This is a genomic window from Salinisphaera sp. RV14 (assembly GCF_052044135.1).
Classification (GTDB): domain Bacteria; phylum Pseudomonadota; class Gammaproteobacteria; order Nevskiales; family Salinisphaeraceae; genus Salinisphaera.
Map to the genome: position 1 here is coordinate 506,108 of NZ_JBQDYF010000001.1, position 19,070 is coordinate 525,177.

At 66.3% G+C, this 19,070-nt stretch carries 17 protein-coding genes; 7 read left to right on the forward strand and 10 right to left on the reverse strand.

The window, feature by feature from the left end; genetic code table 11:
• Positions 1 to 304: 304 nt before the first annotated feature.
• From ACS8Y6_RS02365 to ACS8Y6_RS02385, 5 genes are all read left to right on the forward strand, one after another.
• Complete coding sequence (locus tag ACS8Y6_RS02365) at positions 305 to 3,229, forward strand: molybdopterin dinucleotide binding domain-containing protein (protein ID WP_440850163.1); 2,925 nt, start codon at positions 305 to 307, stop codon at positions 3,227 to 3,229.
• The gene (locus ACS8Y6_RS02370; RefSeq protein WP_440850162.1) at positions 3,226 to 4,119 is read left to right on the forward strand and encodes a hypothetical protein; all 894 of its coding nucleotides are present in this window, start codon (positions 3,226 to 3,228) and stop codon (positions 4,117 to 4,119) included. The genes ACS8Y6_RS02365 and ACS8Y6_RS02370 overlap by 4 nt, the downstream gene beginning before the upstream one ends.
• 72 nt (positions 4,120 to 4,191) lie before the next feature.
• Positions 4,192 to 4,578 carry a YidH family protein gene (locus ACS8Y6_RS02375; protein WP_440850161.1) on the forward strand — a complete coding sequence of 129 codons (387 nt, stop codon included), beginning with the start codon at positions 4,192 to 4,194 and terminating at the stop codon, positions 4,576 to 4,578.
• On the forward strand, positions 4,571 to 4,915 hold the full coding sequence (locus tag ACS8Y6_RS02380) for a DUF202 domain-containing protein (protein WP_440850160.1): 345 nt from the start codon (positions 4,571 to 4,573) through the stop codon (positions 4,913 to 4,915). Before ACS8Y6_RS02375 ends, ACS8Y6_RS02380 begins: the two co-directional genes overlap by 8 nt.
• A 264-nt stretch (positions 4,916 to 5,179) precedes the next feature.
• On the forward strand, positions 5,180 to 6,121 hold the full coding sequence (locus tag ACS8Y6_RS02385; protein ID WP_440850159.1) for an ABC transporter substrate-binding protein: 942 nt from the start codon (positions 5,180 to 5,182) through the stop codon (positions 6,119 to 6,121).
• A 65-nt stretch (positions 6,122 to 6,186) separates the two neighbouring features.
• Here the strand turns inward: ACS8Y6_RS02385 and ACS8Y6_RS02390 are convergent, their stop codons facing one another.
• The 10 genes from ACS8Y6_RS02390 to ACS8Y6_RS02435 form a co-directional block, all read right to left on the reverse strand.
• Positions 6,187 to 7,245: an AbrB family transcriptional regulator gene (locus ACS8Y6_RS02390; RefSeq protein WP_440850158.1), complete on the reverse strand. Its 1,059-nt coding sequence runs from the start codon at positions 7,243 to 7,245 to the stop codon at positions 6,187 to 6,189.
• A gap of 7 nt (positions 7,246 to 7,252) precedes the next feature.
• Positions 7,253 to 8,560, reverse strand: coding sequence for a TRAP transporter large permease (locus ACS8Y6_RS02395; protein WP_440850157.1), 1,308 nt, complete (start codon positions 8,558 to 8,560; stop codon positions 7,253 to 7,255).
• A gap of 62 nt (positions 8,561 to 8,622) precedes the next feature.
• Positions 8,623 to 9,183: a TRAP transporter small permease gene (locus ACS8Y6_RS02400; protein WP_440850156.1), complete on the reverse strand. Its 561-nt coding sequence runs from the start codon at positions 9,181 to 9,183 to the stop codon at positions 8,623 to 8,625.
• A 12-nt stretch (positions 9,184 to 9,195) separates the two neighbouring features.
• The gene (locus ACS8Y6_RS02405; protein ID WP_440850155.1) at positions 9,196 to 10,227 is read right to left on the reverse strand and encodes a TRAP transporter substrate-binding protein; all 1,032 of its coding nucleotides are present in this window, start codon (positions 10,225 to 10,227) and stop codon (positions 9,196 to 9,198) included.
• 133 nt (positions 10,228 to 10,360) lie between these two features.
• Positions 10,361 to 11,038, reverse strand: coding sequence for a GntR family transcriptional regulator (locus ACS8Y6_RS02410; RefSeq protein ID WP_440850154.1), 678 nt, complete (start codon positions 11,036 to 11,038; stop codon positions 10,361 to 10,363).
• Between the two features lie 67 nt (positions 11,039 to 11,105).
• Positions 11,106 to 12,233 carry a tricarballylate utilization 4Fe-4S protein TcuB gene (gene tcuB, locus ACS8Y6_RS02415; RefSeq protein WP_440854901.1) on the reverse strand — a complete coding sequence of 376 codons (1,128 nt, stop codon included), beginning with the start codon at positions 12,231 to 12,233 and terminating at the stop codon, positions 11,106 to 11,108.
• Positions 12,226 to 13,617: an FAD-dependent tricarballylate dehydrogenase TcuA gene (tcuA, locus tag ACS8Y6_RS02420; RefSeq protein WP_440850152.1), complete on the reverse strand. Its 1,392-nt coding sequence runs from the start codon at positions 13,615 to 13,617 to the stop codon at positions 12,226 to 12,228. Before tcuA ends, tcuB begins: the two co-directional genes overlap by 8 nt.
• 140 nt (positions 13,618 to 13,757) lie before the next feature.
• Entirely contained in the window at positions 13,758 to 14,822 is a 1,065-nt protein-coding gene (locus ACS8Y6_RS02425; protein ID WP_440850151.1) for an NAD(P)H-dependent flavin oxidoreductase, read from the reverse strand.
• A gap of 40 nt (positions 14,823 to 14,862) precedes the next feature.
• Entirely contained in the window at positions 14,863 to 15,657 is a 795-nt protein-coding gene (locus ACS8Y6_RS02430; RefSeq protein WP_440850150.1) for an undecaprenyl-diphosphate phosphatase, read from the reverse strand.
• Between the two features lie 63 nt (positions 15,658 to 15,720).
• The gene (locus ACS8Y6_RS02435; RefSeq protein WP_440850149.1) at positions 15,721 to 16,497 is read right to left on the reverse strand and encodes a GNAT family N-acetyltransferase; all 777 of its coding nucleotides are present in this window, start codon (positions 16,495 to 16,497) and stop codon (positions 15,721 to 15,723) included.
• A gap of 155 nt (positions 16,498 to 16,652) precedes the next feature.
• Between ACS8Y6_RS02435 and ACS8Y6_RS02440 the strand changes: the two genes are divergently transcribed.
• Both ACS8Y6_RS02440 and mdoH read left to right on the forward strand, forming a co-directional pair.
• On the forward strand, positions 16,653 to 17,282 hold the full coding sequence (locus tag ACS8Y6_RS02440; protein WP_440854902.1) for a class I SAM-dependent methyltransferase: 630 nt from the start codon (positions 16,653 to 16,655) through the stop codon (positions 17,280 to 17,282).
• A 25-nt stretch (positions 17,283 to 17,307) separates the two neighbouring features.
• Positions 17,308 to 19,050: a glucans biosynthesis glucosyltransferase MdoH gene (gene mdoH / locus ACS8Y6_RS02445; RefSeq protein ID WP_440850147.1), complete on the forward strand. Its 1,743-nt coding sequence runs from the start codon at positions 17,308 to 17,310 to the stop codon at positions 19,048 to 19,050.
• Positions 19,051 to 19,070 lie beyond the last annotated feature (20 nt).

Consider the following 19,070-nt stretch of genomic DNA (forward strand, 5'->3'; position numbering starts at 1 on the left):
GTATAAAACAACGACGAGCGCGGACTCGTGGTCCTCTACGCCCGAGTCGGCGCTACAAGCAGCGGGATTCCGATGCAGAAGGCATTTTCATCCGCAGATGCATACAGATGAACGCAGATAAAACAATGCGATGTTTTTCATTCCGCGTGGCTGACAATTGTTTCGGTCGTGATGATCTACGCCGTGGTTCGTCGCTACCCGAGAATTGTCGCTCCGATCTGCGTGAATCTGTGTCGATCCGCGGACGGATTGGTTTGACGCACGGCCCGCGCATCGCGGCGTGCCGGCGCCTGGAGGATCGGCCATGAAACCCACGAACTGGATCGCGGCACTCAACGCTCGGGTCTCGGCATTCAAAAGCGAGACCGAGGCGCAGGGCAAGACGTTCTACCCCGGCGCCAGCCGTATCAACCTCGCGAGCTTTCCGCCCAGGGAACACTGGGACGACTGGATCGCGCTCGAGCCGGTGCCGGGTACCGGCAAGCGGCAGGAAAAACACTACATGCTGGTGCCGACCACCTGCTTCAACTGCGAATCGGCCTGCGGCCTGCTCGCCTATGTGGACCGCGAAAGCCTGGAAGTGCGCAAGTTCGAGGGGAATCCCGAACATGCCGGTTCCCGCGGTCGCAACTGCGCCAAGGGCCCGGCCACCATCAACCAGGTCACCGACCCGGATCGCATTCTGTATCCGCTCAAGCGCGCCGGCGCACGGGGCGAGGGCAAATGGGCGCGCGTGAGTTGGGACGAGGTGCTGGATACGCTGGCCGGGCGTATCCGTCGCGCCATCGTCGAAAAACGCCACCGCGAGATCATGTATCACGTCGGCCGGCCCGGCGAGGACGGCTTCACCGAGGACATTCTCAAAGCCTGGGGCGTGGACGGGCACAACTCGCATACCAACATCTGCTCGTCCAGCGGGCGGGCCGGTATTCAGTACTGGATGGGCTACGACCGGCCGAGCAACGATTTCGCCAACGCGGATGTAATCCTGCTGACCAGCGCGCATCTGGAAGCCGGGCACTACTTCAATCCGCACGCCCAGCGCATCATGGAAGCCAAGAAGCGCGGCGCGCGGCTGATTGTGGTGGATGTGCGTATGTCCAACACCTCCACCCATGCCGACCACTGGATCGCGCCGTATCCGGGCAGCGAACCCGCGATCTTCCTCGCCGTGGCGCGGCATCTGATCGAGACCCGGCGCTATAACCGCGAGTTTGTGCGCCGCTGGTGGAACTGGCACGAATACATGAGCGCCGAGCACCCGGCCGCGCCGGCCACCTTCGAGGCCTTCGAAAAAGTGCTCGGCGCGCTCTATGCCGACTACACCTTCGAATACGCGGCGGCCGAATCGCAGGTGTCGGAGGCACAGATCGAGGCCATGGCCGAGACCATCGCCGGGGCGGGCACCCGATTCTGTAGCCAGAACTGGCGCTCGGCGGCGGCCGGCAATCTTGGCGGCTGGCAGGTCTCGCGCACGATGTTCCTGCTCAATGCCCTGCTGGGGGCGATCGGTGTGGAAGGGTCGACCTATCCCAGCGGCTGGACCAAGTTCGTCGGCAAGCGCCCGGTCAGCGCCGGCCATCCGGCGCACTGGAACGACCTGACCTTCCCGCTCGAATACCCGCTCGGCATGAACGAGATGTCGTTCCTGCTGCCGCATTTCCTCAAGGAAGGCCGCGGCACCATCGATACCTACTTCACCCGCGTCTACAACCCGGTCTGGACCAATCCCGGCGGCTTCGACTGGGTCGAGATGCTGTCGGACGAATCGCGGATCGGCCTGCATGCCGCGCTCACCCCGACCTGGAACGAAACCGCCTACTTCGCGGACTTCGTGCTGCCGATGGGTCATGCCTCGGAGCGCCACGATCTCGTCTCGACCGAGACCCATAACGAAAACTGGGTCACCTTCCGCCAGCCGGTGGCGCGGGCGGCCCGCGAGCGCCTCGGTGAAACCATCACCGACACGCGTCAGGTCAATCCCGGCGAGGTGTGGGAGGAAAACGAATTCTGGCTGGAGCTGACCTGGCGGATCGACCCGGATGGATCACTCGGCATCCGGGGCCACGTCGAGTCGATGAAAAGCCCCGGCGAGCGCATCTCGCTGGACGAGTACTACGGCTGGATCTTCGAGCATTCGATCCCGGGTCTGCCGGCAAAAGCCGAGGCCGAGGGCCTGACGCCGCTGGCCTACATGCGCCGCTACGGCAACGTCTCGATTGGCGCGGTGGGCGAGGCCCTGTACGAAAATCCGGTGCCGGACACCGAGCTGGAGGACGAACACATCGACCCGCACGGCCGCGTCTATACCCGTGCGCCAGCCCCGCCCCGGGTCAACGGCGCGCCCACGCCCGACCCGGCGCCGGACGCCGAGGGCCGCCGTCCGGCGGGCGTGGCGATCGACGGCACAGTCCGCGCCGGTTTTCCCACGCCGAGCGGGCGGCTGGAGTTCTATTCCTCGACGCTGGCGCAATGGGGCTGGCCGGAAGCCGCGCTGCCGACCTATATCAAAAGCCATATCCACCGCGACAAACTCGCCGCCGACCAGATGCCGCTGATTCCGACCTTTCGCCTGCCGACCCAGATCCATACGCGCGGCGCCAACGCGAAATGGCTCAGCGAGCTGGCCCACAACAACCCGGTCTGGATTCATCCGCGCGACGCGGACCGGCTCGGCATTGCCGACGGCCAGCGTATTCGCGTGGAAACCGAACTCGGCTTCTTCGTCGCCGAAGCCTGGGTCACCCAGGGCATTCGCCCCGGCGTGGTCGCCTGTAGCCACCACATGGGCCGCTGGCAGTTCACCGGCACGAGCGATCACCACCAGCGCACGATGGAAACCACGCTGGCGCACGACGGCCGGGGCTGGTCGCTCAGGCCGGTCGAGAACAAGCAGCCGCTGGCCCCCCAGTCCGGCCCTGACGCCAGGCGCGTGTGGTGGACGGCGGTGGGCGTGCATCAGAACCTCACCTTTGGCGTGCATCCAGACCCGATTTCGGGCCAGCACTGTTGGCACCAGGCGGTGCGCGTGCGCCCGGCCGAGCCCGGCGACGTGCCGGGCCAGATCCATGTCGATCTGGAGAAATCCGACGCCGTCTATCGCGAGTGGCTGGCCATGACGCGCCCGGCGGACAAGGTCTCGCCCGACGGCACACGTCGCCCGGGCTGGCTGCTGCGCCCCCTCAAGCCGACCGCCGACGCCTGTCAGCTGCCGGAGCGCACGGCGTGAGCACGAGCGCTTCGGCCGACCTGCTGCGACTGCTGGCCGCTGTGGCCGAGTCGCCGTCGTCACCCCATGACGACTATGCCCGTGCGCTGGGCTTGCCGCCGTTGCCCCATGCCGACGACTGGCGCATCGCGCATACCGGGGCTTTTATCGAGCAATGTCCGCCGTTCGCTTCGACGATTCTGGGCGAGGGCGGCCAGATCGGTGGCGCGGCGGCCGCCCGGGTCGCCGATTTCCGGCGTCTGCTGGGGGCCGCGGTCGACGAGGCGGCGCCGGATGTGTTGTCGACGCTGCTGGCCGACTACGCCGAGCTGGTCGAGCGTGCGACGACCGATGCGCGGGCCGGGCATGCGCGCACCGCGCTGCTCTGGGAGCATCTGCTGTCCTGGACGATGCCGTATCTCGACGCGCTCGGCCGCAGCGCGCCGGCACCTTACGACGGCTGGGCCGGGCTGGCGCGCGAGGTACTGCTTGCAGAGGCCGATGCGGTCGCGCCGCCGACGGTTTTGCCGCTGTCGCTTCGTGCAGCCCCGGCGCCACCCGATCTGGCTGGTGCCGAGTCGGTGGACGCGGCCGTGCGCGCACTGCTGGTGCCCGCCGCCAGCGGCATCGTGCTCTCCAAGGCCGATCTCACCCGTGCCGTGATCGCGCTCGAAGCCGGCCTGATCCAGAACAGCCGCGCCTTCGCCTTGCGCCAGCTCGTGACCCAGGACGCGCCGGCCGCGCTCGATTGGTTGAGCGTCGAAGCGTATCGCCAGGCCGGCGCGCGGGCCGACGAAATCGAAGCGCTCGGCGTGGTGGGCAAATTCTGGTCGGCCCGCGCGCAGTCCACGGCCGCGGCCCTGGCCGATTTGGCCGGCGCGGCGCGTCAAGCGTTCGCCCGGCGTGCATGAGCGCGGGCGTCGCACGCGCCGTGCCCGCCGTGCCCTGTTTTTTGATCCCGACAACCCCGATACTGACGACCGATGAGCGAGCCAAACGAACAATCTTCTAATGCCTGCCCCGAGGAGCACGAGCCGGACTATCGCTTCACCCTGGCCAACGAACGCACGTTTCTGGCCTGGATTCGTACCGCGCTGGCGCTGTTGGCGGGTTCGGTCGCGATCGTGCAACTGGTCCCCGACCTCGGCATACCCGAAGGCCGCCAGGCAATCGCGGCGTTGCTCGCCATCGTCAGCATGGCGGTGGTGGCCGGCAGCGCGCTGCGCTGGCGGGCTTCGCAGCGCGCCATGCGCATCGATGCGCCGCTGCCCTCCACGCTGATGCCCTGGCTGCTGGCGCTGGGCGTGATCGTGGTCGGTTTGATCATCATGCTGTTGGTGCTCATCTACGGCGTGAAAACCGGTGCCTGAGCGTCTGATACCCGGCCGGCCGGGGCTCCAGGCCGAGCGTACCGATCTCGCCTGGGCGCGCACTTCGCTGGCCTTCGCGGTCAACGGTGTATTGCTGTTGTTCCGGCATGACATGTCGGCGCCGTTGTGGTTGCACCTGACCGCGGCGGCTCTGGCGGTCGGCCTGCTCATGTTCGCGCTGTTTACCTCGCGGCAACGGCGCAAGACCCTGGAGCGCCGGCCGCTGCCGGAGCCGCTGGCCGACTGGGTGTCGCTCGGGCTGCTTGCCTGCGGCACGATACTGCTGGCCGTGATTACGCTGGTATTGGTGCTGGCACCGGTGTGGTCGCGTTGGTAGCCGCTCGCTGCGGCAAGTCGCCGCGCGCACGCCGGCGATGTGGGCGCACTGGCCCCCTGGATTGTTACGCTGGCGTCGGTGATCACGCCCTGCCACTGGGTCTCGGCAACGGCTTGAGCGCGGCCGTCGTTGCGCTGGCCGGACGGCTGCTCCTTGGGCGCCGTTTCGGCGGGTGACCGCGGACCGAGTGTTATCATGCGAGGATCGTGCCGGCCGAAACGGGTATCGACGTGCCGCATGATTCGGTTTTAATGAGGGATTCAAATGAAACGGTTTCAATCGTGGGCCGCGCGGCTGAGCGCAGCGGCCATCGTACTGGTGGCGGCCACCGGCATCGTCGCCACTGCCCAGGCGGAAACGGTCAAGTTCGGTGCCGCGCCGTGGCCGGGGGTGACCGTGAAGACCACGGTCGCCCGCCAGCTTCTGGAAGCGATGGGCTACAAGACCAACCTCACCAACGCCAGCTGGACCATCGATCTTCAGGGGGTGGCGCGCGGCGACGTGGATGCCGATCTGGGCATCTGGATGCCCACCCAGAAGTCGACCGTCGAGCCGATGGTGAAGTCCGGCAAGATCAACCTCCTGGTCAAGAATGTGCCGGACGCGAAATATGATCTGGTGGTACCGAGCTACGTCTGGAACGCCGGCGTGCACAGCATCGCCGACCTGAACAAGCATGCCGCCAAGTTCCACCATCGCATCTACGGCATCGAGGCCGGCAACGACGGCAATGAAATCGTCAAGGCCGCGATCAAGAACAACACCTACAACCTGGGCAGCTGGAATCTGCGTCCGTCGTCCACCGCGGTCATGCTGACCGAGGCCGGCCGCAAGATCCGGAAGAAACAGTGGATCGTGTTCCTCGGCTGGAAGCCGCACTGGATGAACATCAAATACGACCTCCACTATCTCAAGGATCCAAAGAAAATCTGGGGCGGCGGTTCGTCGGTCTACACCGCCATCAATCCGGCGTTCGAAAAGAGCAACCCGAATGTCACCCGCTTCCTCAAGCAAATGGTGGTGCCGTCCAAAATCCAGAGTCAGTGGATTTACGAGTATGGCTACAAGCACCAGTCGGCGAAGAAAGTGGCCGACAACTGGATCAAGGGCCATATGGATACGGTCGCCCAGTGGCTGGACGGCGTGAAGACCGCCGACGGCTCGGGCGACGCGCTGGCCGCGGTGAAGAAGAAACTGGGCAGTTGATCGACTGCTAAAGCGCCAGCTTCGCGCTGGCCGGGCCGGAGTCCGCGTGGCGGGCTCCGGCTTTTTTATTGTGTGCGTTGGCGCGCCGAAAACACCGCCGGGCCGGCGATCAGGATGATCAGCACGCGCAGCATGTTGTGTACGGTCACGAAGGCCGGTTCGATGCCGAGTGCCAGGGCGATCAGCGAGATGCCCGACATGCCGCCCGGTGAGAAGGCCAGGAACAGGGCCTCCAGGTCCAGTCCGGTCAGGGCATGCAGGCTGAAGGCGAAGCCGGCGGATATGACGAGCATGGCCAGGGTCGAGGCCAGCGACAACAGCAGTCCCCGCCGGACCTCGGCGAAGCTGGCGCCCGCGAATTGTGCGCCGATGGAACTGCCGAGCACGACTTCGGCGATCAGGATCGGGGCATTGGGTACATGGACGGTGGCCAGGCCGCTGACCTGAACCACGCCCATCGCCATCAACGGCCCGAGCATGATCGCACCCGGCAGCCGCAGCACTTTAGAGGCCGCGGCGCCGATGGCGCCGACCCCGACCAGGATCAACCAGTGGCTGGCCGGCACATCGGCCAGCGCGACATAACGGTTCGCGTGCCCCGGGCCGACGTGGCCCGCCAGCAGATGGAAGCCGAACACCAGCACGAACACCACCAGCACGATCCGAACGGCATGCATGAGGGCGATCACGCGTTCGGCGCCGCCGTAGTCGGCCCCGATCACGGTCATGGCCATGAAGCCGCCCGGCGCGGCCGAGAAATAGGCCGTGGGCGCGTCGTAGCCGCCGACGCGGCGAAAGAACAAATACTGGGCGGTGGTCACCAGCCCGACGTAGAGTGCCACCGCGCACAGCGAGATCGGCCAGCGCGCGAGATTGCCGAGAATGGACGGCTGTAGCGTGGCGCCGATCATCAGCCCGATCACCACCAGCACGACGTTGCGCAGCCACTTGGGGATACGCGCGGTGACGCCGCTCATCACCGTGATCGCGGTGCCGGTGATCGCGCCCAGCAGCCAGGGCATGGGCAGATGGGCGAGCGCGAACACGCCGCCACCGGCGGTGGCGGCTGCCAGGGCCGCGGCCAGGGGTCGCAGCGCAGCGGCCGCGCGCCGGAGATCGGTCATGCGGCGCCTACCGGCTGAACGAGGGCAGCCAGAGCGCGATCTGCGGGAAGACAATCACCAGGGCCAGACCGACCAGCCCCATCAGCGCGTAGGGCAGTGAGCCACGCAGCACGTCGGTGATGGTGTAGTCGTCCGATAGCGACTGGACCACGAACAGGTTCATGCCGACGGGCGGCGTCACCGCGCCGATCTCCATGTTGATCACCAGGATCACGCCGAACCAGATCAGATCGATGTCCAGCGCTTTGAGCGCCGGCAGCAGGATCGGCACGGTGACCAGGATCGCCGCCGAGGCATCCATGAACATGCCGAGCAGCAGATACAACGCATTGATGGCGATCAGAAATTGCCACTGGGCGAGCTGCAGGCTGTCGAGCCAGCTTGCCACGTCCTGCGGCACGCGCAGCAGCGATAAGGTATTGCCGAACACCGAGGCGCCGGCAATCAGCATCAGAATCATCGCGCTGGTCTTGACGCTGTCCAGCGTGGCCAGCCCCAGCAGGCGGGCGCCCAGCGTGCGTTTCACGACGAGGGTCAGGATCAGTGCATAGGCGACGCCGATGGCCGCGGCCTCGGTGGGCGTGGCCAGGCCGGCGTAAATACTGCCCAGCACCACCACGATCATGGCCAGGCTGCCGATCATGCCGAGCGACATCGGCGGCAGGTCGTCCCCGGTATCGGCGGTGGCCGTGCGGGCCGGCGCGCCGGCCGCAGCGCGCGCGCCGCCCGCGGTACGGACCACCGTATAGGCCGCGAACAGCAGTGCCAGCATCAGGCCGGGCAGAATGCCGGCCAGGAACAGTTTGCCGACCGAGGCGCCGGTGACCAGCGAATAGAGAATCAGCGAGATGCTCGGCGGAATCAGGATGCCGAGGCTGCCCGCGACGGCCACCGCGCCGGCGGCCATGCGCTTGTCATAGCCGCGCTGGATCATCTCCGGAATGCTGATCGAGCCGATGGTGGCGGCGGTGGCGGTCGACGAGCCGGAAATGGCCGCGAAAATGGCGCTCGCCAGGATCGCGGCGATGACCAGTCCGCCTGGCAGACGCCGGGTCATGCGTTGGGCGAAGTCGAACAGGTCCCGCCCGGCCTCGCCCTTGAGCATGATCTGGCCCATGAGGATGTACAGCGGGATGGCGATGATCACGAACGAGTTCACGTCCGAGTACGAAATCTGGGCCAGGGCGTTGATGCCGGGATCGACGCCGATCGTGAGCATGTAGCCGAGTACGCCGCTGATCAGGAGTGCGATCGCGATCGGCACGCCCAGAATCAGCAGGGCGAACAGGGCCACGAGCATCAGGATGAAATGCATAGTCGGCTACCGAAAAAACACGCGAGGTGGGAAGAGGGTCGGAAGGGCGGCGGGGCGTCCTGTCAGTCGGCGGGCTGGGTCGCTGCGGGTGCGGTGCCGGCCAAAAGCGCGAGCAGCTTGTGAACCTCGGCGGCCAGCCAGCCGGCGCCGCCCACCGGCAACGCCAGTTTGGCAACCCAGACCGGCCACTGGGCGGTGTCCAGCGTCTTCTCGTTGAACATCCAGCTGCTGTGCGCCTGCGTGTAGCCCGAGTAGATAAACACCGCGAGAAAGCCGGCGACCAGCACGAATCGCACCAGGACCAGCACCATCGCCCCGCGCCCCAACAGATGTTCCAGCGAGATGCCGGAGGTGACGTGGGCACCGCGATAGCCGGTGTAGGCGGCGCCGAGGAAGGCGAGCCAGATCAGGGCGAAGGTGTCGAGATCGTAGGTCCAGGAATTGTCGATCGACACGGATCGCAGGGTAATGCCAAGCAGTACCGAGGTGGTCAGCATCAGGGTGATGACCGCGGCGACCGCCCCGGCGGTCTGCCCGAGCCACCCGAATACCCGGGCGGCGCCGGCCAGCACAGGCCGGCGCGCGCTGTCGGATCGCGAGAGAGGGTGACGCTCGCTGGTCATGGCCTGATCCGGTTACTGACTGACGGGGGCGTCGACGTCGTGCAGAATCTTCTTGCCCTCGGCGCCCGCATCCTTGAGATAGTTCTTGCGTGCCTGGGCTTCGGTGGCCTGCTGCCAGGTCTTGAGCTGGGCGTCGGTCGGACGATAGACATCATTGCCGTTCTTCTTCATCCGCGCGATGTCGTCCTTGAACTCTTTTTCGATCGCGGCGACCGCATCGTTTTCGGTGCTGGCCACGGCCTTCTTGATCGTTGCGCGCTGGCCCGGCTTCAGACTCATCCACCACTGGCGGTTGACCTGCACCGGGTAGACCAGCGGCGCATAGTGAATGGCCGTGACGTACTTGCCGACTTCATACCACTTGCGCGACACGATCGAGGACAAGCCGGATACGCCGCCGTCCAGCGTGCCGCGTTGCATGGCGGTATAGACCTCGCTGGAGTCCATCGCAACGGGGGTGGCGCCTTCGGATTTCAGGAACTGGGCCGAGAGCTTGCCCTCGGAGCGCAGCTTCAGGCCCTTGAGGTCGGAGGGCACCTTGATCGGGTGCTTGTTGTTGATATAGCTCAGCGCATAGCCGTAGAAACTCCAACCGATCACCTGGGTACCGAAACGGTTGAGTTGCTTGTTCACATCCTGCCCGAGCGGGCCGTGCAGTTTCTTCAGCAGGTTGGAGGCATCGTCGACCAGGAACGGGATGGTATCCCACTGCAGGGATGGTGCCTGGTTGGACCACCAGTGCATGCCGCTGATAACCATGTTGGCGGTGTTGTTCGCTACGCCCTGGCCGATGTTGGATTCCTTGAGCAGCGAGCCGGAGGGGAAGGTCTGCACGGCGATCTTGCCGTGGCTCATCGACTCGATCTTGTTCGCAATCTCCTGGCCCTGGTCGGCCACGGCCGTATTGGGCGGCATGTACCAGGCCATGCGGATAGTCAGGTCCGCAGCACTGGCGCTCTGGGCGCCCAGGAAGGCGAACGTCGCGACCAGCGCGCCGCCCACCCACTTGAAACCAACGCTTTGATTCTTTTGGGAATATCTCATACTCGTCTCACCCTGTTTCATGACCCCAAAGCGGCCGGCCCGCCGCATTCGTACATCAATGTATACACAGGAATGCGTACGGTGATAGACGACTAATGTTGTAGATCGCGGGCTACCGCGACCACACCGGCGCCTATTCGAAGGCCGCGCCGGTTTCGTCGGCGTTGAACATCTTAGCGCGCATCAGCTTCAGGCGTGCACGCTGGGCGTTGCGGATATGGGCCCGCGCGGCCGTTTCGGCGGCTGTTTCATCGCGGGCTTTCAAGGCCGCGATAATCGCTTCGTGTTCGTCGTGGGCGCTGTCGTAGCGCCCGACTACCCGCAGCGAGGTACCCCCGAGCAGTGCCATGGCATCGCGCAGGTCGAGCAGGGCATGTTCGAGAAACCGGTTATGGGCCGCGCGATAGAGCGAGGCATGAAACACCCGGTTCAGCTCGGCCAGCCGGTGCGGATCGTCCGCGAACGGCGGTTCGGAAGAGACCAGCTCGGCCAGTTCCTCGACTTCGGCGGCCGAGGCATGGCGGGCCGCGAAGCCGGCCGCCGAGCCTTCCAGAATTTCGCGCAGGTCGTACAGCTCCATGGTCTGCTGGTGATCCAGCGACGAAATCACCGCACCCTGATGCGGCACGATCGAGATCAGCCCCTTGCTCTCCAGCCGCCGGATGGCCTCGCGGGCGGGGGTACGACTGATGCCGAAGCGCTCGGCGATCTCGACCTCGCGCACGCGCGTGCCGGGTGCCAGCGAGCCGGACCGGATCGCTTCCTTGAGCTGCCGGTAGGCGGCTTCGCCGCGGGATACGTTATTGGCCATTTCTCCTCGTTGATCTCGCGCTCGCCGATGCGTTTTTCAGCGAGCTTATCGTATTGGATGGACCCGATCAGCCGCGCGCCGCGGCCCGCTGCTCGTGAGCGTGGCGCACCAGCGCGGCCACGCGGTGCAGGCCGTGCACGAACTTGCCGTAGGGCAGGCTGACGAACAGTGCGGCGACAATGCCCAGATGAAGGGTCAACGCCAGGCCCATCAAGGGTGTGGCACGCAGAATCAGCACGGCCAGTCCGGAGGCGCTGGTCGCCAGCAGCATGACGATGAACACCAGCCCGATGTCGGCCGGGCGCGATTTGCCCCGGGCCGATGCCGGCCGGCCGGTCAACAGCCCGATCGGGCCGGCGATCAGCCCGATACCGCCGAGCACGCCGAGGATGACCACCGGGTGCCAGACCGGGTAGGGCGCCTCATAGCCCAGGTAGTGACAGACCGTGGCCAGGCTGGTCGAGGCCAGGCACAGCACGAAGCCGTAAGCCGTGGCGTGGTGGCACCAGCGCCGATGATCGCTCGGCCGGCCCGACACGCCGGTACAACCCGGACCGCCGCCGTGCAGATAACGTAGCGTGGCCGTGTCGTGGATCGCCTGTCGGATCGAGCCCGCTGCCAGCGGTTCGCCGCCGTGGGTGGCCCGCCAGAAGCGGCGCACGCTCAGCGCCATGGCGAGAATCGCATAGCCGAGCAACGTGCCGAAGATCGCCACCAGTATGCCGTGCGGGATCAGGCGGTAGAAGGCGCCGTTGCCGGTATGGGTGGCGAACATCGCGCCCGCGGTATGCCAGCCGATCACGCCGGCGATGAATGCCGCCACGAAGGTCACGGCGGCGAGCCCGATCCAGAACGCATTGCGTGTGAACAGACCGGAGAACGCCGCGGGCCAGACATAACGCGGGTAGGAATTCTCGCGTAGATCGGCCATGGCCTGCGGCACGTTGATGCCGAACTCGTGCGGCGGTGCGTACTGGCAGGCGTCATAACAGGCGCCGCAGTTGTGGCAGAGATTCGACAGATAATCGACATCGGTTCCGTCGAAGGCACGCCGCAGTTCCATCGCCGGGAAGACCGCGCACAGCCCTTCGCAATAACGACAGGCGTTGCAGATCGACATCTGGCGCGCGGCCTCGTCCTGATCCATGCGGGTCAGTTCGGCCAGATTGAAATCGGAAACATTGACGTCAGACATGGCTCGCGGCTCCTTCGCCGGCCAGACGGCCGAATACGCTGCCGATGGTCATGCCGATGCCGGCCAGATACCCCTGGCCGAGCACATTGCCGGCCATGATTTCGCCCGCGGCATAGAGATTATCGGCCGGCCGGCCGTCGGCCATCTGCATGCGCGCGCCGCGATCGACCTTCACGCCGAGATAGGTGAAGGTGATACCGCAACGCAGGGTGTAGGCATAGTAAGGCGGGGTATCGATCGGCCGCGCCCAGTGCGATTTCGGCGGCTCGATGCCTTCGGTATGACATGCGTCGTAGGCTGTGTGGTCGAAATGCCCGACCCGGCAGGCGGCGTTGAATTCATCGATCGACGCCCGGGTTGCCGCCGGGTCGAGGCCGATCCTTGCGGCCAGTTCCTCGATCGTGTCGGCTTTTGCCGGCGTGAACACCGACGGCATGAACAACTTGATCGACTTGGCATCGATGAACACATGCCCGACCTGTTCGGGCTGGCCCGCCACCAGCCGGCCCCAGATCGCATAGCGCTTGGGCCAGAAATCCTCGCCTTCGTCGTAGAAACGTTGTGCCTCGGCATTGAGCACGATGCCGAAGGGCACGCAGTCCAGACGGGTGACGATGCCGCCGTCGAACTTCGGCGCCCGTCCGTCGATGGCCACGGCGTGCCCCTGGGTGGCGTCGCCGACCTGAGCCACGCCGTTCTCGAGTAGCAGCCGCAGCAGTTCGCCACGGTTGTAGGGCGTGCCGCGGATCAGGAAATTGGCGGCGGCCGGCCCCCAGGCTTCGGTCAGCCATTCGAGGTTGGCTTCGAAGCCGCCGGAGGCGGCAACGAAAGCATTCGCCCGGATGGTCTCGCGTCCGCCTTCGTGTTCGACCGTAGCCGATTCGAAACGGCTGCCGGTGATCGCCATGTCCACGACGGTTGTTTCATAGCGCACGACGACGCCCAGCTTCCCGGCCGTGCGATAAAGGGCATTCAACAGGGTCTTGCCGCCCCCCAGAAAGAAGGCGTTGGTACGGCCGAGCGACAGCGTACCGCCCAGCGAGGGCTGATAGCGCACACCTTGTGCGTAGAGAAAATCCCAGAGCTCAACGGATTTCTCGAGCGTCAGGCGGGCGAGTTCGCGATCGGTGTGGCCGGCGGTCACCCGTAGCAGATCCTCCCAGAACTCATCCACCGGATAGGGCCCGGTGAGGATCTCGTTGCCGGCCTCGTGGGCCACGCGCATATTGCGGGTATGCCGGGTGTTGCCACCACGATAGGGCATCGGTGCACGCTCGACCACGAGCACCGAGGCGCCGGCGCGGGCGGCCGTGATCGCCGCGCACAGCGCGGCGTTGCCGCCGCCGGCGATCAGAACATCATAGGCCGCATGATCGCTGCTCATCGAATCGGGCACCCGCCGTGATTACGTCTTTGTCATAATTTATACGGTTGTATACATAAAAATACAAATGAAATATGCGCGCCGCGACCGTGCCGGGGCGGTGATCGCGGCCAGCGGTGAACAGCCGAGTGGGACAGGCCCTAGATACAGCCCGGAATCAGGCCGTGGGCTTCCTTGACCAGGATGGCGACCAGCTCGCCGGCCGGCAGGGGACGGGCGAGGCCGGCGGCCTGGCCGGCCCATAACGACATGAACTCGGGCCGGTGCTGGGCCGCCGCGGCCCCCCGGATGTCCTGGGTCCAGGCATTCTGTTCGGGGTAATCCGGCAATGGGTCGACGTGGTGCATGAAGGCTTCGGTGAAGCGATTGCGCAGCCCGCGGGCCGGCTTGCCGGAAAACGCGGCCGTGAGCGTGGTCGCGGTATCGGCGGCGCCGGGCAGGGCGTTCTTGTGCTCGGGTTTGGCGCCCGATTCGTCGGTGGCGAGAAAGGCGGTGCCCATCTGCACCCCGGCCGCACCCAGGCAATGCGCGGCGGCGATGCCGCGTCCGTCCATGATGCCGCCCGAGGCGATCACCGGAAGGCGCACCGCATCCACGATCTGCGGCACGAGCGCGAGCGTGCCCACTGCCGAGCGCTCGAAATCATCGAGAAAGCTGCCGCGATGGCCGCCGGCCTCGAACCCCTGCGCGACGACCGCATCCACGCCAGTGGCTTCGAGATGACGGGCTTCGGCGACCGTGGTGGCGGTGCCGGCCACCCGGCAGCCGGCCGTCTGCAACTGGTCGACCTGGGCGCCCGTCAACGCGCCGAAGGTGGTGCTGACCAGCGCCGGTGCCGCGGCCAGCACGGCCTCGAACTGTGCTTCGAAATCGGGGGCGATGTCGGCGATATCCGACGGCGCTTCGATGTCGAGTTCGCGTCGGAATTCGGCCATATGCGCATTGGCCGCTGCCACCCGTGCCGCATCGCGCGTGCACGGACCCGGCACGAACAGGTTCACGCCGAACGGGCGTTCACTGGCGGCGCGCACCGCGGCGATCATGCGTGCCAGCGCCTCCGGCGCAAGATAGCCGGCGCCGATCGAGCCGAGGGCGCCGGCGTTCGATACCGCGGCGACCAGTGCCGGCGTGGTCGGCCCCCCGGCCATTGGCGCCTGGATCAGGGGGTGGCGAATATTCAGCAGTTCGGCCAGGGCGTGGTTCATGGGGCGTATCCGGTATGGGCGCCCCTTAAGCTGTACCCGTTCAGCCGGCGCCGGGCAATAGCGCCAGCAGCACCACCCCGAAAATGATGCGGTAAATGGCGAACGCGGTAAATCGATGGCTCTGGATATAGGTCAGCAGCCATTTCACCGCCACAAACGCCACAATGGTGGAGACCACGAATCCGATGGCGACCGCGGTCCAGTTCACGTTGCCGACCTGGCCGTGGTGGATACTGTGGAACAACTCATAGCCGCTGGCCGCGAACATGGTCGGGATGCCGACCAGAAACGCGAACTCGGTGGCCGCACTACGGTTGTTGGTGCCGGCCAGCAGGGCAATGAAGATGGTCGCGCCCGAGCGTGAGGTGCCCGGGAACAGGCCGGCGACCATCTGCGCGATGCCGACCAGAATGGCCACGGTCCAGGTGATCTTCGACGACTCGGGCCGCCGGGCGGCGATCTGCTCGGCCGCAATCATCCAGAAGCCGCCGATGATCAGCGCCCAGGCCACGCCATACAGGTGTTTCGGCAGCTGGAAGCCGGCCTTGACCGCGATCAGGCCCAGCACCGCGGTGATCAGAAAGGCCACCGTCAGCTTGGCGAGATAATCGCGCTGCACCGGGTCGCGCCAGTTGGTGAACAAGGCGACGATACGCTGCCGGTAGATCAGACAGACGGCGAGGATGGCGCCGGCCTGAATCACGATGTTGAACAGATCCGAGCGTTGTCCGAGCCAGCGTTCGGCAATCAGCAGATGGCCGGTGCTGGAAATGGGCAGGAACTCGGTGATGCCCTCGATGATGCCGAGCAGCGTGACATTGAACAGGTCGGCCAAGACTTCGCCCTCAAAAAACGCCTAGTTTACCTGAGCGCTCGATCCGGCCGTGCGACCGGGCGTTTATGCCGTGAGCCTGATATCGTCGGCCGCCGTCGTGCCGAGAAAATGCCGGGCATAGCGCGGTGACAGCCGGGCGACATCCAGATGCATGAACACGTCGGCCACGCCGAAGTCGGGGTCATGGCACGGCGGGCCGCCGACGCGCGCGCCGAGCCGGAGATAGGCCTTGATCAGCGGCGGCATCCGCACGGCACGGACCAGCCGGTTGGAGGCGGCCGGCAGCGGGCGCCGCGGCGCCACGCGGTGCGGCGCAGGCACCGGCTGGCGCGCCAGGATGTCGCGGCAGATGGCATGCGCCCGGTCCAGGCCGTCGCGCAGGTCGATGCTGGCACAGCCGATGAGATGATCGTAGTCGTCGGCCCGAATCAGGTCTGCCAGCCCGTTCCACAGCATGGCGATGGCCGCGCCGCCGCGGTGCGCGGAATCGACGCAGGTACGCCCGATCTCGAGAAACCGCCCCGGGCGCGCCAGGAGACGGTCGATATCGAACTCGGTGGCGGAATAGAAGCGCCCGGCGGCGATGGCGGCTTCGTGGGTGAGGATGCGCGTGCTGGCCACGGCGCGGTGGGTGGTGGCCTCGCGCACGATCAGGTGCAGGCAATATTCATCCATGGCATCGGTTTCCAGCCCGGCGGGGCCCGGTTCGATGCGGGCGCCCATTTCCTCCACGAATACGCGGTGACGCAGGGCCAGACTGTCGCGGACGTCCTCTTCGGTCTGGGCGAAACTGTAATAGAAGCCGCGCGGAGCGCGTTCGATACGGGTCGCGATGGACATGCGATGGCCTCCAGAGACCGGATTAACGGCCCCGATTCTCGACCGGGCATGTGATGACTCGATGACCTTGAGATGACCGCGCCGTGAAAGGCCGGACGTCATCGCCGGGTCACGAAGCGCTGCTAAATCTGGGCGAAATCCCGGATATTTCTTCCATGTCGGAACTCACGCTTCTCTGGCGGTTGTGGCTGGCGAAACCGCGCCAGATCGCTACCCTGGCGCCGAGCGGTGCCGCCGTGGCGGCCGCTTTCGTCGACGCCGTCGCGGCGGCCCCCGATGAAGGCACGATTGTCGAACTGGGGGCCGGGACCGGCCCGGTGACATCGGCGATGTTGGCGGCGGGCGTGGATCGACAGCGATTGTGCATCGTCGAGGCGAATGCCGAACTCGCCGCGCATCTGCGCCGGCGTTTCGGTCGCGATCTTGTCGCCCGGGCGGATGCGCGGGCGCTCGACCCGTTGTTCGAGACGCGCCGTATCGACCGCATCGCGGCGGTCATCTCGACGCTGCCCATCCTGCACTTCGGGCGCACCGCCCAGCGTGCCGTGCTGGACGAGTGTTTCGCCCGCGCCGCGCCCGGGGCCACTTTCACCCAGATCACCTATCTGCCCGGCTCCCCGGTGCGCCAGCGCCATCTGCGCGCCTGGAATTATCGCGCCGAACGCTATCGCCGCGTTGCCCAGAACTGGCCGCCGGCCACGCTCTGGCAGTATCGGGCCCGGGAAACAAGGCCCTCGGGAGATCGCTATCGAGATGTCTGCCTCGGGCGATTAGACTCGGAATGATCGTCCGCCCGAGGTCCGCCATTTCATGTCCGCACCGGTCGACGTCCGCCGCCGCCGCTATCTCGTTCTCGCCCTGAACCTGGTCACGCTGGCCGCGGCCTTCGCGGCCATGCTGTCCTTGTTGGCCGCCGATGGCCTGACGCTGTCCGAAGGCCTGATCGGTTTCGGTTTCCTGCTGAGCATGCCGTACACGGTACTCGGTTTCTGGAATGCCGTGATCGGGCTGGCCCTGCGCCATCTCCGCCCCGAGCAGGTGCGTGCCATGCCCGGGGTGGCCGCTTTGACCGACGCCGATGCCGAGTTGCCGGCGCTCGCTTGCAGTACGGTGCTGGTGATGACGTTGCGCAACGAGGCCACCGCGCCGGTATTCGAACGCCTGGCGTGCATGCGCGACTCGCTGGCCGCGACCGGCGGCATCGATCGATTCACGTTCGCCGTGCTCAGTGATTCCGACGAGCCCGATATCGTCGCCGCCGAGCGTGCCGCCTTTGCCGCCTTCCGCGACCATTCCGCGCCCGGCGAACCCGCGCCGATCTACCGCCGGCGGATGCACAACCGCGGCTACAAGGCGGGCAATATCGCGGATTTCCTGGCGCAACGCGGGGCGGCCTTCGACTATTTCATCCCGCTCGATGCCGACAGCCTGATGTCGGGCGAGGTCATCGTGCGCCTGGTGGGGGTCATGCAGGCGCGGCCGGAGATCGGCATTCTGCAGAGCCTCGTGGTGGGCATGCCCAGCCACAGTGGTTTCACGCGTGTATTCCAGTTCGGTATGCGCCATGCGATGCGGGCTTTCACCACGGGCGCGGCCTGGTGGACCGCCGACTGTGGGGCTTATTGGGGGCACAACGCAGTGATCCGCGTGGCGCCGTTTCGGTCGCATTGCCGGCTGCCCCGGCTGTCGGGACGCCCGCCGTGGGGCGGCGCAGTGCTCAGCCACGATCAACTCGAGGCGACCTTCATGCGCCGGGCCGGCTACGAGGTGCGCGTGGTGCCGGTCGAGAGCGACAGCTACGAGATCAATCCGCCCACGCTGCTGGATTTCATTCGCCGCGAACTGCGCTGGTGCCAGGGCAACATGCAGTACCTGCGGCTACTCGGCACGCCCGGGCTGCGGCCGGTGAGCCGCTTCCAGCTGCTGCAGGCCATCGGGATGTATATCGCGCCGGCGGCCTGGATCGGCATGATCGCGGCAAGCTGTATCGGCGGCGTGCTCGGCGATCTCAGCCTGGGCGACGTGCGGCTCGGGTTCGGCCTGTTCGTGGGCGTGTTCGTGCTGGCGATCACGCCCAAGATCGCCGGGGTACTCGATGTGCTGTTGTCCGCCCACGACACGGCCCGCTACGGCGGCAGCGTCGTGTTTGCGGCCTCCGTGCTGGTTGAACTGCTGTCATCGGTCCTGATTGCGCCGGTGGTGGCGCTGTCAATCACGCTGTTTCTGATCGGGCTGATGTTCGGCCGCAGCGTGGCCTGGGGCGGACAGAATCGGGATCGCCTGGATATCGCCTGGCGTGACGCCTGGCCGCCGTTGGCGCCACATACGCTGGCCGGGGTCGGGATGGCCGCGGCGCTCTGGGGCGCCGCCGGATTCGGCGCCACGTTATGGGCCGCGCCGATCATCCTCGGCCCGGCCCTCGCGGTGCCGTTGACCGTCTGGAGCGGACGCCGGGCGGTCGGGGCGGGCATGCAGCGCCGCCGGCTGTGTCTCGTTCCCGAGGAAAGAGAACGGCCAGCAGTGCTGGCCACGCGGCCTGCCGATGCGGGGTGACGCGCCGGGTCGCCGGCCGT

Coding starts and splice junctions, on each gene's coding strand:
- ACS8Y6_RS02365 (WP_440850163.1), top strand. CDS start 305: ATGAAACCCACGAACTGGATCGCGGCACTCAACGCTCGGGTCTCGGCA.
- ACS8Y6_RS02375 (WP_440850161.1), top strand. CDS start 4,192: ATGAGCGAGCCAAACGAACAATCTTCTAATGCCTGCCCCGAGGAGCAC.
- ACS8Y6_RS02385 (WP_440850159.1), top strand. CDS start 5,180: ATGAAACGGTTTCAATCGTGGGCCGCGCGGCTGAGCGCAGCGGCCATC.
- ACS8Y6_RS02390 (WP_440850158.1), bottom strand. CDS start 7,245: ATGACCGATCTCCGGCGCGCGGCCGCTGCGCTGCGACCCCTGGCCGCG.
- ACS8Y6_RS02395 (WP_440850157.1), bottom strand. CDS start 8,560: ATGCATTTCATCCTGATGCTCGTGGCCCTGTTCGCCCTGCTGATTCTG.
- ACS8Y6_RS02400 (WP_440850156.1), bottom strand. CDS start 9,183: ATGACCAGCGAGCGTCACCCTCTCTCGCGATCCGACAGCGCGCGCCGG.
- ACS8Y6_RS02405 (WP_440850155.1), bottom strand. CDS start 10,227: ATGAGATATTCCCAAAAGAATCAAAGCGTTGGTTTCAAGTGGGTGGGC.
- ACS8Y6_RS02410 (WP_440850154.1), bottom strand. CDS start 11,038: ATGGCCAATAACGTATCCCGCGGCGAAGCCGCCTACCGGCAGCTCAAG.
- tcuB (WP_440854901.1), bottom strand. CDS start 12,233: ATGTCTGACGTCAATGTTTCCGATTTCAATCTGGCCGAACTGACCCGC.
- tcuA (WP_440850152.1), bottom strand. CDS start 13,617: ATGAGCAGCGATCATGCGGCCTATGATGTTCTGATCGCCGGCGGCGGC.
- ACS8Y6_RS02425 (WP_440850151.1), bottom strand. CDS start 14,822: ATGAACCACGCCCTGGCCGAACTGCTGAATATTCGCCACCCCCTGATC.
- ACS8Y6_RS02435 (WP_440850149.1), bottom strand. CDS start 16,497: ATGTCCATCGCGACCCGTATCGAACGCGCTCCGCGCGGCTTCTATTAC.
- ACS8Y6_RS02440 (WP_440854902.1), top strand. CDS start 16,653: ATGTCGGAACTCACGCTTCTCTGGCGGTTGTGGCTGGCGAAACCGCGC.
- mdoH (WP_440850147.1), top strand. CDS start 17,308: ATGTCCGCACCGGTCGACGTCCGCCGCCGCCGCTATCTCGTTCTCGCC.